Here is a 15654-nt window from a genome sequence, read left to right on the forward strand (position 1 = left end):
CGAGCGTCTCCGGCGATGTTAACCGCGATTAACGTCGGCTGCCAACCACCTCGCGGGCCAGCAGCGCAGCCTACACCCGTGAGTTCAGGTCGAGTTTGTCGAGCACCCGCGAGACGTGGGTCTTCACCGTGGTGATGCCGATGTGCAGGCTGGCCGCGATCTCGCCGTTCGACAGCCCCAACCCCAACGCCCGCAATACTTCCCGTTCCCGTTCGGTGAGTTCGGCCAGCCGCCTGGCCAGATCCGGCGGCACCACTCCCGGCTCACCAGCGCCGGCGGGAACACCGACAGCCGCGGAACGTACCTGCGTGGCACCGGCCGCGGGCGCCGCGGGCCCCGAGTGTTCTGAACGTGCGGCCGCGCCGGCTCCGCCGGTCCGCAGTGCGGCGACCACCTGGTTGGTGACGGCCGGGTCGAGCACCGCATCGCCGGCTGCCGCCGCCTTCACCGCCGACAGGATCTGGGTCGCCGAGCTGGTTTTCAGCAGGAATCCGGCCGCGCCGGCGGCGAGCGTCCGGTGCACCACATCGCCGTCGTCGTAGGTGGTCAGCACTACAACGGCGGGCGCCGCGCCGCGCCGACCCCGGTCACCGCCGGAACCGAACAGTTCGGCGAGCACCCCGACGCCGTCGAGCTGCGGCATCCTGATGTCCAGCAGCAGCACGTCGGGCCGGTGTTCGGCCACCAATCGCAGCGCCTGGCGGCCGTCGGCGGCCTCGGCCACCACCGTGATGCCGGGGTCGCTGCCGAGGATCAGGCTGAGGCCGGCGCGGACCGCCTCGTGGTCGTCGGCGATCAGCACCCGCACCTGGCCGGAGGTGGCAGCGGCAGTGTCGGTGGGATCGGTCATCGCAGCGGGCTCAGGGTCGGGACAGTCTCGCCGCCGGGAGCGGCGGGCTCTGCACCATCGGTGCCATCGGTGCCATCGGCGGCATCGGTGGCAAAGCCTTGCCCGCCAACGGATTCCGCCGCTGGCACCGGAACTGCCACGGCAACCCGCCAGACCCGAGCGCCCGAATCCCCGCGCTTGCCGCCATCGCCGGCAGGTCCGATGCTCACGGTGCCGCCCAGAGCCGCCACCCGAGCAGCAATGTTCGCCACTCCCCAGCGGTGCCGATCGCCCGCCGGCTTGGGCGCATTGTCGCCGATCGGGTTCTGCACCGACAGCTGCAGCGTGCCACCGGCGTGCGTCACGTCCACTCGAATCGGTTGCCCAGGAGCATGTTCGGCGGCGTTGCCGACGGCCGGAAGCACGATCCGGACCAGTTGCCTACCCAGTTCGGCTCCCAGCTGCGGCAGCGGATCGGGGTGCCGGTGCACCACCGCCCGGTCCGGCAACCGATCCAGCACCTGCGGCCAGCCGGGAGCGCTCTCCCACCGCTGCGTATCGGAATCGTGCTGCGGTTGCTGCAGCATGTCGATCATCGAGCGCATCGCGGTCAGCGCCTGCAGGCTCTGGGTGCGCACCACCTCGAGAGCGGGAGCAGTCGGCGGCTCGCCGCCGCTGCCCGGTCGACTGAGCTCGAGGGCCGCCGACGATCGCAGAGCAATCGCCGACAGATGCCCCGAGATCACGTCGTGCAGTTCCCTGGCGACCTCGTTACGTTGCGCCGCAACGGCTGCGGCCCGATCCAGCTCGGCCATCCGGTGCAGATCGTCGGCCCGGCGGCGTTCCAGATCCGCGCGGTCGCGGTGCGCGCCCAAGGTCAGCGCCCACTGCACCGGTGTCACGATCACCACGATCAGGGTCAGCGCGATCAGTACTCCGACGCGCAGATCGTCCGCCTGCAGCGCGAGCAGCACCGCGGCCACCAGGGTTGCACCGATCAACCACCTGGCCAGCAGCTGACTGCCACGACCGCCGTACAGCACCGCGGCGTACACCAGGTCGGTCAGGACGATCAGCGGGCCGATGGTGAAACCGAAGGCCGCGTCGATCACGATCGGCACCGCGCCGAGTGCGAGAGCCACCATCGGGAAACGCCGCCGCTGGGTTTGCGCCGCGCACGCCAGCAGCAGCAACAACAACCGCACCCAGAACGGCAGGTTGTGATTGCCCACGATGTCCAGCGCCAGCAGCAGCGTCCCGGTGGCTCCGCAGGTGAGCGCGATGATCAGGTCCTGCGTACCGGTGCTGAGCGCGTGCCAACGGTCGAGCAACCACATCGGCCCATCACATCACGGGTGGCACCGGCCGCAGGTCATCCTTTCGTCGGACCTTGCGATCCGCTGCCGCGACGAACGGCGCTGCACAATCGCACCAAAGCCCGATGTACTCGGCTCCGGCCTGGCGCAAACATCAACGGCATGATCTCGACGAACGTCTGGCGGCATGCCACCGATGTGTGGGCAGCGCTGCGTGACAACCCCATCGCCCTCGCCATCGTCGCCTGCGAGATCGGCTTCTGGGTGCTGCTTGGGCTTGGCTTGCTGGCCCGCTATGTGCTCAGGGCCCGCCGGCTGTCTGCGGTGCTGCTGATCGGGGTACCCGTTGTGGACGTGGTGCTGTTGATCGTGACGGCGCTTGACCTGCGGCGCGGCGCCGAGGTCACCGCCTTCCACGGGCTCGCCGCGATCTATCTCGGCGTCTCGGTGGCGCTCGGTCACCGGATGGTGCGGTGGGCGGACCGCTGGGCCGCCTATCGGTTTGCCGGCGGGCCTCGCCCGGTGAAGCCACCGAAGACGGGGCCGATCCGCCGGGCGCACGAGTGGAAGTTGTTCGGATTGGCGCTGATCGGCGGGGTGCTGGCCGCCGGGGTGCTGCTGGCACTTGGTCAGTTCGCGACGGTGAACGACGCGCAACGCGACGGACTGTTGTCGCGAATCCCGTTGATCGGCGCGGTGATCGGCATCTGGTTCGTCACCGGCCCGCTGTGGGTGAGCCTTTCCGGTGACGACAGCAGCGCCGACGACGCGCGGCGCGGCAGCGATGCCGACGCCCGCCACTGAGCCCAACCACTGAGCTCAGCGCGGCCGGGGCAGCCGCCCGGAATCGCGGTGGCTCAACGGCATCGGCCCGTAGATCACCGACTCGCCGTCCGAGAGGCTGACCGCATCGGTCCCCTCGGACAACAGCTGCTCGGCGTTCTCCGCCAGCCACTGTTCGGCGGCGGCCTGGCTGTCGAACGCGAGGGCGGGGCCGTCGGTGATCTGCCCAGCCGCGTTGGCGTAGCGCCACGCGTACGACGACGCGGCCTGGGGCCGCACATCGATGTGTTCGCTCATGGTCCCCTCCTGTTCGGGTGTGGATTCGGGTCGGCGTTCGGTCCCGGTCGGTGGTCCGGCGCGACCGACGCTGTTGCCACCCATCTTCCCTCTTGCATGGCCGCAGGCACAGCTCCACACGGATGATCCGGTCCAGTGTCATCCTGCCGGATGAGCGTGGAATGTCAGCGCGCTGTCGCCCGCACGCGAGTCGCGGCGCCGGGAACGCCAAGAGCTGAACGGAACCACCGGAAACCACTGGGATCCACCGGGAACCGCCCGCAGGCCAGGCAGGTAGCGTCGCCGGAATGAGCACGGAAAGCCACCCGAGCGAGCCCGAACGGATCGACCCGGCAACCGTTCCAGCGACAGATCCAGCGTCAGTACCGGCGTCAGGTCCAGCACCGGCTCCGGCGTCGCCGGCAGCACCGGCAGCGGCACCCGCACCGGCTCCGCCGTCGCCCGCAGCGGCACCCGCACCGGCGCCGGCGGCAGCGGGCCTCACCGTCCCAGCACTGCGCACCGAGCTGCTGCCCAGCCCGTCCGAACAAGTCAGGTTCACCCCGCCCGGCGGCCTCGGCGAGCTGCAGTTGGCGGCCCTGGCGCTCGCGGCCTACCGCAGGCAGCCGTCCGATCCGCTCGCGCTGCCGCAGCCGACCGCTGTGGTGTTTGCCGGCGAGCACGCCATCGCCGAGAGCGTCTGTCGCAACGAGCCCACCGGCGAGCCACCCGACCAATCCACCGATCAGCCCGCAGCCACCGGTGCGGGCGCACGTCGTCCGACGCCGGCCGCCGAGATCGCATCCGGCGCCGGACCCTGGGGGGTGGCGCTGGCGGCGGCGGGTGCCACCGCTGTTGTGCACCAGGTCGGTCCCAAGGCTGCCGCCATCGACCGGCAGGACGCGCTCACGCTCGACGAGGTTGCGGCGGCGCTGCAACTCGGCCGCGACGCCGCCGATGCCGCCATCGACGCCGGCGCGCACATCCTGATCGGCGCGGTGTGCGCTCCGGGCGCGGCCATCGCGGCCGCCGCGATCGGCAGCCATCTCACCGGGTTGGAACCGGTCGATGCGGTCGCGGTCGCCGGGCCCAACGCCACGGCGGGGCCGGCGGCAACGGCGGACCCGGCCGCTGATTGGCGCGGCAGTTGGTCCCGTCAGGTGGCTGCGGTGCGCGACGCCAGATATCGGTTGAGCTGCGACTCCCCGGACGCCGCCAGCCTGCTCAGGGTGGCCGGTGGTGCCGATCTGGCGGCGCTGACCGGTCTGTTGCTGCAGGCCGCCCTGCGCGGCGTGCCGGTGTTGCTGGACGACGTGCCAGGGCTGGTCGCTGCTCTGCTGGCGCGGCGGTTCGCACCCGGCGCCGAACGCTTCCTGCTGCCGGCCGGCCGGCCGCCGGCCAGCGCGAGTCGGCTGCAGCAGCGGCTTCTCGATCTGCTCGACGGATCAGCGCTGCTGCCATGGGATCTGGGCGCCGGCCCGCTGTTCGGGTCGCTGGCCGCGCTGGGCGCGGTGACGGTGGCAGCGCACACCATGGATGCCACGGCGATGAGCGCACCGGCGGCCACCGGCGGTCAGTGACCGCCGCCCGCCCAATCGATCGGCTCGGCACCCTGCTGCGCCAACAGCTCGTTGGCACTGGAGAACGGCCGGGAGCCGAAGAACCCGCGATCGGCCGACATCGGTGACGGATGCGCCGAGGCGATCACCGGCACCGGGTGATCGCCGGCAGACAGCATGGGCCGCAAGGTTTGTGCGTCGCGGCCCCACAGAATGGCGACCAGTGGGCCGCCGCGATCGACCAGCGCCCTGATGGCGTGTTCGGTGACCTGCTCCCAACCTTTGCCGCGATGCGATCCGGGTGCAGAGGGAGCCACCGTGAGCACTCGGTTGAGCAACAGAACGCCGGAGTCCGCCCAGCCGGAGAGGTCGCCGGTGGGCGGCGGCTCGACCCCAAGGTCTGATCGCAGCTCTCGGTAGATGTTCTGCAGCGACCGCGGCAGCGGACGGACGTGCGCGTCGACGGCGAAGGAGAGCCCGATCGGATGCCCCGGCGTCGGATACGGGTCTTGCCCGACAATCAGCACCCGCACCCGCTCGAACGGAAAGGTGAAGGCGCGCAACACGTTCTCGCCGGCCGGCAGATAAGACCTACCGCCGGCCACCTCCTGGCGCAGGAACTCCCCCATGCCGCGGATGGTGCCGGTGACGGGTTCCAGCGCCCTGGCCCAGCCGGGGTCGATCACCTGCTCCAGCGGCGCCGGGGTCATGACCGCCCACCGCCGCAGGTCGCCTCGGTGGCTGCGTCGGCGCGCGGCACCGTGCTGCCGGCGTTCCAGCTGATGCCGGGGTTCCAGCTCATCGATCGGCTCATTCGCCGGCTCGCGGAAAGTGATCCCAACCCGCAGGCCCCTCGTACTCAGCGCCATCCACCGTCACGGCGGGTTCGCTCTGGCCGGGGGCAGGGCCGACGGTTCCGATCGGAGTCCAGCCCTCCGGCGGCTCGGTCCCGGAAGGGAAGGTCGCGGCCAGCGCGTGGTCCTCACCGCCGGTCAGCAGCCAGCTCATCGGATCCTTGCCGAGCGCCGAGGCCACCTCCGCCAACCGCGGCGGCACCTGCAGAGCGGCGGTCAACACCGACATGCTGACGCCCGACGCGGCGGCGATGTGCCCGAGATCGGCCAACAGCCCATCGGACACGTCCACCATCGCGGTCGCCCCGGCGGCCGCCGCCACCGGCCCGGCCGCCAACGGCGGCTCCGGCACCCGGAAGGCGGCCACCGCCTGCGCCGGCGACCGAAAGCCGCGACTGAGCACCGTGAAGCCCGCTGCCGCCCAACCGATCCGGCCGCAGACCGCGATCAGATCGCCCGGCTTCGCGCCCGACCGCAGCACCGGCTCCCGACCGTCGAGATCGCCGAGCACCGTCACCGCGATGGAGATCGCCAGCGCGGAGGTCAGGTCGCCGCCGACCACCCCGGCACCGGCCTCGGCGGCCGCCGCGTGCAGACCATCACCGATCTGCCGCACCAGCGACACCGGGGTCTGCGGCGGCGCGCCCAGCGCCACCAGCAGGGCCGTAGGGCGGGCGCCCATGGCTGCCACGTCGGCCATCGCCGCCAGCGCGGCGCGACGCCCGATCTGCTCACCCTCGGACCAGTCGGTGCGGAAATGCACGCCCTCGACAGCCATGTCGACGGTGCTCACCACCCTGCCGTCGGACGTCCGCACCACCGCGGCGTCGTCGCCGGGGCCGAGCAGGGTGCTGACCGGCTGCATCCGCCCAGCCGTCACCGCGTCGATGACGGCGAACTCCCCGGTGGCGCCAAGGGTCTCGCCCTGACCGGGACGCGCTGAACCCCGACCTGCCGGACCGGAGGCGGCTGCGCCGGTGCGGGCGGAACCCGGGGTGGACGAACGGGCCGGCGTGCTGGCGATGACGGACTCCCCAAGACTCGAAGCGGAGGCCGGCCGGCCGCCGAGCACCGAGCGCGCTCGGCACCAGCGGTCAGCCGACCAGACGGCCAAACAGGCGGTGCGGCAATCGTTCCGCCGGCTGCCCGGCGCCGCCGCACCCGCCGCAATCGATCCGCGGGCGGGTGGCCGACCGCCGGGACGACACCGGAGCCAGCCTAACCGGCGGTCCCGGATACCCTGGGAGGCAGCGAACGGGACGGCCACGCGCCGCGGCAACCGCTCCCGGTGGCTACCCGACACAGTTCAGCAACGCGGGCACTGCCCGCCCGGCGAAAGGGGCACACCGTGGTGCAGTCCTTCATCCTCATCCAGACCGAGGTCGGCCAGGCCGCCTCGGTGGCCGCCGCCATCTCCCAGATCCCCGGGGTGACCTCGGCGGAGGACGTCACCGGGCCGTACGACGTGATCGTGCGCGCCGAGGCCGAGTCGGTCGACGAGCTCGGCCAGCTGGTGGTCGCCAGGGTGCAGGGCGTCGAGGGCATCACCCGTACCCTGACCTGCCCGGTGGTGCGCCTCTAAGTGCCAGCAGAACCCACCGACCCGGCCGACCGGCCAGACTCCGACGGCGCCGAAAGTTCCGCCCGCGCCGCTGCCGAGCCCGAGACCGGTTCACCCGGCCGCCGCACCGGCAAGGAGGACAGCAGCCGCCGACAGCCGCCAAAAGCCGGCCTGATCGCGGCGCTGTCGCTGCCGGTGGTGGTGATCATCGCCGTCATCGTCGGCGGATTGGTCTGGTCCAAACAAGACCCGGCCCCGGACACCTCACCGGTTGCGGTGGGCGCCGTCGAGGCTCCGGCGGCCAGCAGCAAGTACTGCACCGACCTGATGTCGGCACTGCCGGACAAGCTCGGCGAGGACGTCAGGCGCGAGGTGATCGGCAACCCGCAGGGCATCGCGGTCTGGGGTGGCCAGGAGATCACGCTGCGCTGCGGGCTCGGCACCCCGGCGGAACTCACCTGCAGCTCCGCCCTCAACCGGGTCGACAACCCGAACGGGCTGCCAGGGGTGATGTGGCTGCAGGTGCGCGGGCAGGGCGCGACGTCGTACTTCGCCGCCGACCGCCCGGTGCGGATCGCGCTGACCCTGCCGGACGGCAGCGGAACCGAAGCCATTCAAGAGATCTCGGCCATCGTCACCGGGGTGATGCCCTCAACGGCCAACGCCGACGGCACGCTGTGCACCGGCGGGAAGCTGCCGCCGGTCGCCGGTGCGTGAGCCTGCGGCGGGGTACACCGGGGCTGCCGCAGCATGCCTCGAACCGACCGGCGCCGGTCAGCGCAGGCCGATGCCCCGGGCCAGCGCGGTCCGCACCAAGATGGTCAGCAGCTGTGTGTAGTCGATCCCCGCGGCAGCGAACATCTTGGGGTACATCGAGATCGGGGTGAAACCCGGCATGGTGTTGACCTCGTTGAGAACCGGTCGGCCCTTGTCCGTCACAAAAAAGTCGACCCTGGCCAGACCCTGCGCGTCCAGCGCGCGGAAGGCGCGCAGCGCCAGCTCACCGATCTCCTCGGCCAAACCTTCCGGAAGCTGCGCCGGGATGGAGATCTCGGCGACGTCGTCGAGGTACTTGGCTTCGAAATCGTAGAAGCTGCGCTCACCGACCAGGGTGATCTCCGAGGTCGGCGAGTACTGCAGGGTGCCGTCCGGGTGTTCAAGGACGCCGATCTCGATCTCCCGGCCCAGCACCGCTGCCTCCACCAACACCTTCGGATCCGATTGCCTGGCAAGGTGGATCGCCGCGTCCAGCTGGTCCCAGTCGTCCACCCTGCTGACCCCGACGGACGAGCCGGCGCGGGCGGGCTTCACGAAAACCGGAAGCCCGAGCCGCTGCCGCTGCGGCAGCGACAACGCGTCATGGCCAGGCCGGAGCACCACGTACTCGCCGACCGGGAGCCCCTCCGCCGCCAGCAGCTTCTTGGTGAACTCCTTGTCCATGGCGGCGGCGGAGGCCAGCACTCCATTGCCGACGTAAGGGATTCCGGCCATCTCGAGCAGGCCCTGGATGGTGCCGTCCTCGCCCATCGGCCCGTGCAGCACCGGAAACACGACATCCACCCTGGCGCCCAGGTCCGCGCCGTCGGCGCCGATGGTGCTCAGCTCGGCGGCCGCCGCCGGCTGCGGCAGCAATTGCACCGGCTCCCCCGCCGTCACCTCCGGCAGCGTCCCTGCCTCGATACCGCGCAGCCCGGACGGGTCGACCTGCAGCCACTGACCCTGCGGCGAGATACCGACCGCAACCACGTCGAAGAGTTCAGGATCAAGGTGCTGCAGCACCCCGGCGGCCGACACGCAGGAAACCGCATGCTCACTGCTGCGCCCGCCGAAGACCACTGCGACCCTGATCCGTTCTGCCATGGCAGCAACTGTAGGGGGTGCGCCGGCCCGGTCCGGACGACGACGCCGAGCGGGCGCTCCGGTTCAGCAGGCTCCCAGTCAGCCGGAATCTCGGGGGCAGCCAGACCCTTCGGTTTCTTCAGGTTCGGCACGACGGAGCGCAGCAGGCCCCGGCCGTTACTCCGGGGTCGGCGGCCGGTCCATCAACGAGCGGATCATCTGTTCCGGCGCGGCATGCTGGTGGCACACCGCGAAGACGGCCTCGGTGATCGGCATGCTGATTCCGTGGCGGTGCGCCAGATCTCTTGTCGACCGGCAGCTCACCACTCCCTCGGCGAGCGCGCCGGTGGTTTCGGTTGCCTGCTGCAGGCTCTGCCCCTTCCCCAGCAGCACCCCGAGAGACCTGTTGCGGGACAGCGGCGATGAGCAGGTTGCCACCAGATCGCCGAGGCCGGCGAGGCCCGCGAACGTCTGCGCTGACGCCCCGAGCGCCACCCCGAGCCCGGTCATCTCGTTCAGCCCCCGCGCGATCAGCGAGGCCGAGGTGTTCAGTCCGAGCCCGAGCCCTTCGGCGATGCCGGTGGCCAGCGCAATGATGTTCTTGGTGGTGCCGGCGATCTCGGTGCCGATCACATCGGTGATGGTGTACGGGCGAAAATAGCCGCCGGCACAAGCCAATTGCACCGCAACCGCCGCCGCGTGGTCGGTACACGCCAGCACCGTAGCGGTGGGCTGGCCGGCCGCGATCTCTGCGGCGAGATTCGGCCCGGAGAGCACAACGATGCGTTCCGGCGCGATCCGGCCGACCCCGGCGATCAACTCGCTCATCCGCAGGCCGGTGCCGACCTCGACGCCCTTGGCGAGGGAGATCACCGGCCCGGCGCCGGGCAGCACCTGCCGGAACACGGTGAGGTTCTCCCGCAGACTCTGGCTGGGCACCGCAAGGGCAACCGCCTGGCTGTCGGTGAGCGCCTCGTCCAGATCGTCGGTGGCCGTGACGTTCTCGCCCAGCTCGATGCCCGGCAGGTACTCCTCGTTGCGGCCGGTGGCGTTGATCCGGTCAACCTGCGAGGTCCGCCTGGCCCAGAGCTTGACCTCGCGACCGGCGTCGGCGAGCACCTTGGCGAAGGTGCTGCCCCAGGCGCCGGCACCCAGCACGGCAAAGCGCTGCAAGGGTTCTGCGGTCCCGGCGGTCCCGGCGGTCCCGGCAGTGCCGGCGGTGTCGGCGGTGTCGGCGGTGTCGGAGTTGCCGGCGGTGCCGGAAGGGCTGCCGCTGCCGTTGGCTGGTTCGGTTGTGGTCACGACGGCAGGCTCACCTGCCCGCTCCGGTGCTGCCGGTGTTGCCGTTGCTGCCATTGCTGCCGGAGCTGTCGGTCTTGCCGTTACGGCCATCGGCCTTGGCCGGCTTGAACAGTGCCGCCGGCGGCTGTTCGCCGCGGATCTGCCCGAGCTGATCCTTGATGCTGTTCATGATCTGCAGCGAGGCGCCGAGCACCGCCTTGGCGTCCAGCTGGGAACCGGCGGCCACCCCGCCGGCGGACCGGAACCGGCTGAGATCGATGTCGTCGCCGACGGCCACGACCACGTCCTGCCGAGGCCACAGCCGCAGCTTCCGGCCGCCCGCGGTGCGGTAGGAGTTGTAGACCCGCTGCGTGCCCCAGTGCACCACCGGGACCACCGGGTAATCGCCGGACAGCGCCAGCGCGGCGACACCGGGGCGCGGGCGCATCGGCCAGAAATCGGGTTCCCTGGTGACCGTGCCCTCCGGGTAGATCAGCACCACTCCGCCGGCGGCCAGCACCTCCCGCGCGGCGTCGACGGCCGACGGACCGTCCTCGCCGGCCCGGTACACCGGCACCTGGCCGGTGCCGCGCAACGCCGCCCCGACAACGGGAAGCTTCCACAAGCTGGCCTTGGCCATGATGCGCGGCAGCCGGCCGGCCTTGTCGATCAGCACCGCGTCGTAGATCGGGTCGAGATGCGAGATGTGGTTGGCCACCACGATCATCGGGCCGGAGCGGTTGAGCTTGTCGACGCCGAGAAAGGTGCGGCGGCCGAGCAGGCGGGTCAACGGATAGAGCACCACGCGGCAGATCCACACCCAGGCGTTGTTCGACTCGTAGCGGCGCCGTCGCGGCATGCATCCGTCCTTCCGTCCGGACCCGGCTGTCGCGGCTCTCGCCCGGGCCCCCAAGCACGGCAGATCGCCGCGAATCCTGTCGCCGGCGTTGCTGCCGCCAGCAGCTGAAAGACTAGTCGCCCCGCAGCGGTCACTTGATGTTTGCCGTCTCCGCAGACCAGATCGGCGGCGGGTACGGGACAATGGCGGGGTGACCGACACCGCCAACAGCACCGAGACCGCGACCAGCACCGGATCCACCGACAGCGCCGGATCCCCGGACGGCGCAGACAGCGCTGACAGCGCTGATCGCACCGTCAGCGCTGATCGCACCGCCAGCGCAACCAGCACCGGGGCTGCGACACGTACCGCGGCCGGTGCCGGCAGCGGGGCCGGCGGCGGAACCGGCGACGACGCGTCCGACGGGGCTGGCGAGCACAACGGGGCAGGGGTCTTCGAGCCCTTTCATGCGCGGCGCTCCGAGGCCGCCGATCAGGCCCAGGCGGCGCGCCCGGACACCGACCCGCTGCCGGCGGACCGGTTCCACAACAGGGAGTTGAGCTGGCTGGAGTTCAACGAACGCGTGCTGGCGCTGGCCGAACGCACCGACATTCCGCTGCTGGAGCGCGCCAAGTTCCTCGCCATCTTCTCCTCGAACCTCGACGAGTTCTACATGGTGCGGGTGGCCGGGTTGAAGCGCCGCCGGGAGATGGGACTGTCGGTGCTGTCCGCCGACGGGCTCACCGCCGGTGAGCAACTGCGGTTGATCAGCCGGCGCGCCCAGGAGCTGATCGTGCGTCAGGGCAGAGTGTTCGTTGACGAGGTGCAGCCGGCGCTGGAGGCGGCCGGCATCAAGATCGTGCACTGGAACGACATCGCCGAGCCGGACCGGCAGCGGTTGCACGAATACTTCTCCGCGCAGATCTTCCCGGTGCTGACGCCGTTGGCGGTGGACCCGGCCCACCCGTTCCCGTACATCTCAGGGCTGAGCCTGTCGATGGCCGTCATCGTCCGCGACCCGCAGTCGGGGGTGGAGCGCTTCGCGCGGGTCAAGGTGCCCAACAACGTCGACCGGTTCGTCAGGGTGCGGCCGGACCTCGAGGAGTTCCTGCCGCTGGAAGATCTGCTTGCCGCGCATCTGCGCGAGCTGTTCCCCGGCATGGAAGTGGTGGAGTACCAAGTCTTCCGGGTCACCAGGAACGAAGACCTCGAGGTGGACGAGGACCGTGACGAAGATCTGTTGAAGACCCTTGAGCGCGAGCTGGCCAGGCGTCGATTCGGCCCTCCGGTGCGCTTGGAGATCACCGACAACACCAGCCAGCGGGTGCTCGATCTGCTGCTCGGCGAACTCGGGGTCGACCCGTCGGAAGCGGTCGAGGTGCCTGGGCTGCTTGATCTTTCGTCCCTGTGGCAGCTGCACGGGCTGGACCGCCCCGAGCTGAAGGACGCCCCGTTCGTGCCTGCCACCAACCCGGCGTTCGCCGAGCGGGAGACGCCCAAGAGCGTCTTCGCCAGGCTGCGGGAAACCGATGTGCTGCTGCACCACCCCTACGAGTCGTTCGCCACAACGGCACAGCGGTTCATCCAGCAGGCCGCGGCCGACCCGAACGTGTTGGCCATCAAGCAGACCCTGTACCGGACCTCGGGCGACTCCCCGATCGTCGACGCGTTGATCGAGGCGGCGGCCGCCGGCAAACAGGTGGTGGCCGTCGTCGAGATCAAGGCACGGTTCGACGAGCTGGCGAACATCAGCTGGGCCAAGGCACTTGAGCAGGCCGGCGTGCATGTCGTCTACGGGCTGGTGGGGCTGAAGACCCACTGCAAGGCGGCGCTGGTGGTGCGGCAGGAGGGATCGGTGCTGCGCCGCTACTGCCACGTCGGCACCGGCAACTACAACTGGAAGACCGCGCGCATCTACGAAGACCTCGGCCTGCTCACCGCCGACCCGGACATCGGCGCCGACCTGACCGACCTGTTCAACGTGCTCACCGGCTACTCGCGGCAGACCGAGTACCGCAACCTGCTGGTCGCCCCGCACTCCATCCGCTCCGGCATCATCGAGCGGATCGACGCCGAGATCGCCCACCAGCAGGCCGGCCGGCCCTCCGGCATCCAGCTCAAGATGAACTCCATCGTCGACGAGCGGGTGATCGACGCGCTGTACCAGGCGTCAAGGGCAGGGGTGCCGGTAGACCTGACGGTGCGCGGTATCTGCGCGCTCCGCGCCGGCGTGCCGGGGCTGAGCGAGAACATCACCGTCCGATCGATCGTCGGCCGTTTCCTTGAGCACTCAAGGGTGTTCGCCTTCGCCGGTGGCGGCAATCCTGAGCTGTGGATCGGCAGCGCCGACATGATGCACCGCAACCTTGATCGCCGGGTTGAGGCGTTGGTGCAGCTGAAAGATCCAGCGACAACAGCGCCGTTGCGCGGCCTGTTGGACATGCTGCGGGCCGACGACATCGCTTGCTGGCTCCTCGGTCCGGACGGTTGGAGTTACCGCGAGGGAGTCGACCTGCAGGAGCGGCTGCTGCGCGACGGGATTGCCGGTGGCGAGTGAGCCAAAGGTCCGCGCCGCCGGTGCGGTGTTGTGGAAACCAGCTGCCCAGCACGGCGTTCGGGTCGCGCTGGTGCACCGCCCGCGGTACCGCGACTGGTCGTTGCCCAAGGGCAAGGCCGACGGCGGCGAGTCCGCGCAGCAGACCGCTGAGCGGGAAGTGCTGGAGGAGACCGGAAGCACGGCCGCTATCGGGCGGGCGCTCACCCAGGTCAGCTACGAGGTGTCGGCCGGTCTGAAGACGGTGCAGTACTTCGCGGCCAGGGCCACCGGCGGGCGCTTCACCCCGAACAAGGAGGTCGACAAGATCGAGTGGCTACCGATCGAAGCGGCCAGGGATCGGTTGAGCTACGAGTTCGATCTGGCCGTGCTCGACACCTTCGCGGTGCAGCCGGCCGAGTTGGCCACCGTGGTGCTGGTCCGGCACGCCAAGGCCGGGCACCGCGAGTCCTACGACGGTGACGACGCCGGCCGGCCGCTTGATGCCAAGGGCCGCAAGCAGGCAAAGGCGTTGGTGGGTCAGCTTCTCCCGTTCGGTGTCAACCGCATCGTCAGTGCGCCGGTGACCCGCTGCGTGCAAACCGTGCAGCCGACAGCGGATGCCAGGCAACTGCCGGTGCAGCTGCAGGTGGTGTTCGGCGAAGAGGTGTACCGCGACGATCCGGCCGCCGCCCGCCGCACCATCGCAGGGCTGGCCGGCGGCTGCGACGCCGAGCAGGCCGCCGGCGCGGTGGTGGTGGCCAGTCAGGGTGGGGTGATCCCTGGTGTGGTGAAGAGTTTGGCGGCAAGGGCAGGGGTGTCGATCCCTGATGCCGGCACCCCGAAGGCTTCGTTCTGGGTGTTGTCGTTCGACCGCGAGCAGCTGGTTCAGGCCGATCCCTATCCACCACCGGAGATCTGAGCACAGGCGCTCACTCGGCCTTCAGCAGTGCCGCTGCCCGGCAACTGTTTCCGCGGCGGGAACACCGCGGACCCGGACGCGCTTCGGCCCGGCGCCGCGGGTGCAGCGCCGGGCCGAAGGCTACTCACTGTGGTACTACAGGCATCTCAGGTACTGCAGGCATTTCAGGTACGACAGCATTTCAGTGACGGCAGGCCTCACGAGACTTCGCGAGGCTTCGCGTGACGCTGGCGCGGCGTGGGCCGCGCACGGATCACTTCTTCTTGGCGCCCCGCTTGGCTGCGGTCTTCTTCGCCGCCTTCGGCGCGGCCTTGGCGGCCTTGGGGGCTGCCTTTGCTGCCTTGGTGGCGGGCTTGGCCGCGGCCTTGGTGGTGCGTGCGGCCGGCTTGGCTGCGGTGGTCTTGGCCTTGGTGGCGGGCTTGGCGGCAGCGGCGCGGGTGGTGGCCGGCTTGGCGGCGGCGGTCCGGGTCCGGGTGGCGGCCGGCTTGGCGGCAGCGGTGCGGGTGGTGGCCGGCTTAGCCGCGGCGCGGGTCCGGGTGGTGGCCGGAGCCGTTGCGGCACTGCGAGTCCGGGTACCGGTGGTGGCGCGGGTGCCGGTGGCGCGGGTCCGGGTGGTGCCGGTGCTCCGGGTCGAGGCGGTGGTCGTTGTGGTGGCCCGGCTGCTGGCGGCCCTGGTGCCGGTGGCCTTGGGCAGCTTGACCGCGCCGGCCAGCACATCCTTGAAGTACTTGCCCGGGCGGAACGCGGGAACGGTGGTGCGCTTGACCTTCACGGCCTCGCCGGTGCGCGGGTTGCGGGCGGTACGCGCGGCGCGGGCCCGCTTCTCGAACACGCCGAAGCCGGAGATCGAGACGTTCTCGCCGCTCTGCACCGCGCGCTGAACGATGTCGATGAAGCCCTCGATGGCGTCGGAGGCAACCTTCTTGTTGCCGTCCAAGCGATCAGCAAGGCTGTTGATCATGTCAGTCTTGTTCATCAGGTGTCCTCCCAGGACATGTCCCGACCCGGGCTGGGCCGACTGGGTGACACGGTAGGCGTGCGAACGCGCAAATGCCAACTCGCC

15 protein-coding genes are annotated in these 15654 nt (G+C 70.6%); 6 read left to right on the forward strand and 9 right to left on the reverse strand.

Features of this window, described 5'->3' with window-relative positions:
* Positions 1–70: 70 nt before the first annotated feature.
* Positions 71–850 (reverse strand): response regulator, encoded by a 780-nt coding sequence (locus HKD39_RS20085; protein ID WP_171200268.1) that lies wholly within the window; start codon positions 848–850, stop codon positions 71–73.
* Complete coding sequence (locus tag HKD39_RS12805) at positions 847–2166, reverse strand: sensor histidine kinase (protein WP_171200269.1); 1320 nt, start codon at positions 2164–2166, stop codon at positions 847–849. Before HKD39_RS12805 ends, HKD39_RS20085 begins: the two co-directional genes overlap by 4 nt.
* A gap of 141 nt (positions 2167–2307) precedes the next feature.
* On the opposite strand from HKD39_RS12805, the gene HKD39_RS12810 reads away from it, so the two are divergent.
* Positions 2308–2949: a hypothetical protein gene (locus HKD39_RS12810; protein ID WP_212754510.1), complete on the forward strand. Its 642-nt coding sequence runs from the start codon at positions 2308–2310 to the stop codon at positions 2947–2949.
* Between the two features lie 15 nt (positions 2950–2964).
* Here the strand turns inward: HKD39_RS12810 and HKD39_RS12815 are convergent, their stop codons facing one another.
* Positions 2965–3225, reverse strand: coding sequence for a hypothetical protein (locus tag HKD39_RS12815; RefSeq protein ID WP_171200270.1), 261 nt, complete (start codon positions 3223–3225; stop codon positions 2965–2967).
* 287 nt (positions 3226–3512) lie between these two features.
* Between HKD39_RS12815 and HKD39_RS12820 the strand changes: the two genes are divergently transcribed.
* Positions 3513–4784: a nicotinate-nucleotide--dimethylbenzimidazole phosphoribosyltransferase gene (locus HKD39_RS12820; protein ID WP_171200271.1), complete on the forward strand. Its 1272-nt coding sequence runs from the start codon at positions 3513–3515 to the stop codon at positions 4782–4784.
* Here HKD39_RS12820 and HKD39_RS12825 read toward each other — a convergent pair.
* On the reverse strand, positions 4778–5473 hold the full coding sequence (locus HKD39_RS12825; RefSeq protein ID WP_171200272.1) for a uracil-DNA glycosylase: 696 nt from the start codon (positions 5471–5473) through the stop codon (positions 4778–4780). The genes HKD39_RS12820 and HKD39_RS12825 overlap by 7 nt on opposite strands.
* 100 nt (positions 5474–5573) lie before the next feature.
* Positions 5574–6506, reverse strand: coding sequence for a thiamine-phosphate kinase (locus HKD39_RS12830; RefSeq protein WP_425488456.1), 933 nt, complete (start codon positions 6504–6506; stop codon positions 5574–5576).
* 459 nt (positions 6507–6965) lie between these two features.
* Between HKD39_RS12830 and HKD39_RS12835 the strand changes: the two genes are divergently transcribed.
* Positions 6966–7199: an Lrp/AsnC ligand binding domain-containing protein gene (locus HKD39_RS12835; protein WP_171200273.1), complete on the forward strand. Its 234-nt coding sequence runs from the start codon at positions 6966–6968 to the stop codon at positions 7197–7199.
* Entirely contained in the window at positions 7200–7895 is a 696-nt protein-coding gene (locus tag HKD39_RS12840) for a DUF3515 family protein (protein ID WP_171200274.1), read from the forward strand.
* Positions 7896–7952: 57 nt separating this feature from the next.
* Here the strand turns inward: HKD39_RS12840 and HKD39_RS12845 are convergent, their stop codons facing one another.
* The 3 genes from HKD39_RS12845 to HKD39_RS12855 all read right to left on the reverse strand — a co-directional run bounded on the left by HKD39_RS12845 (position 7953) and on the right by HKD39_RS12855 (position 11157).
* On the reverse strand, positions 7953–9038 hold the full coding sequence (locus tag HKD39_RS12845; RefSeq protein ID WP_171200275.1) for a D-alanine--D-alanine ligase family protein: 1086 nt from the start codon (positions 9036–9038) through the stop codon (positions 7953–7955).
* A gap of 156 nt (positions 9039–9194) precedes the next feature.
* On the reverse strand, positions 9195–10190 hold the full coding sequence (locus HKD39_RS12850; protein WP_246232664.1) for an NAD(P)H-dependent glycerol-3-phosphate dehydrogenase: 996 nt from the start codon (positions 10188–10190) through the stop codon (positions 9195–9197).
* Positions 10191–10329: 139 nt separating this feature from the next.
* A complete protein-coding gene (locus tag HKD39_RS12855; protein ID WP_171200277.1) occupies positions 10330–11157 on the reverse strand; it encodes a lysophospholipid acyltransferase family protein in 828 nt (275 codons plus the stop codon).
* A 190-nt stretch (positions 11158–11347) separates the two neighbouring features.
* On the opposite strand from HKD39_RS12855, the gene HKD39_RS12860 reads away from it, so the two are divergent.
* Together HKD39_RS12860 and HKD39_RS12865 are read left to right on the forward strand one after the other, a co-directional pair.
* A complete protein-coding gene (locus tag HKD39_RS12860; protein ID WP_343074706.1) occupies positions 11348–13693 on the forward strand; it encodes an RNA degradosome polyphosphate kinase in 2346 nt (781 codons plus the stop codon).
* Positions 13683–14591 carry an NUDIX domain-containing protein gene (locus HKD39_RS12865; RefSeq protein WP_171200279.1) on the forward strand — a complete coding sequence of 303 codons (909 nt, stop codon included), beginning with the start codon at positions 13683–13685 and terminating at the stop codon, positions 14589–14591. The genes HKD39_RS12860 and HKD39_RS12865 overlap by 11 nt, the downstream gene beginning before the upstream one ends.
* 253 nt (positions 14592–14844) lie before the next feature.
* Here HKD39_RS12865 and HKD39_RS12870 read toward each other — a convergent pair whose 3' ends face one another.
* Positions 14845–15570: an HU family DNA-binding protein gene (locus HKD39_RS12870; protein WP_343074714.1), complete on the reverse strand. Its 726-nt coding sequence runs from the start codon at positions 15568–15570 to the stop codon at positions 14845–14847.
* Positions 15571–15654: the final 84 nt, after the last annotated feature.

Origin of the sequence: Nakamurella aerolata, from assembly GCF_013002705.1 — a bacterium.
GTDB lineage: Bacteria > Actinomycetota > Actinomycetes > Mycobacteriales > Nakamurellaceae > Nakamurella > Nakamurella aerolata.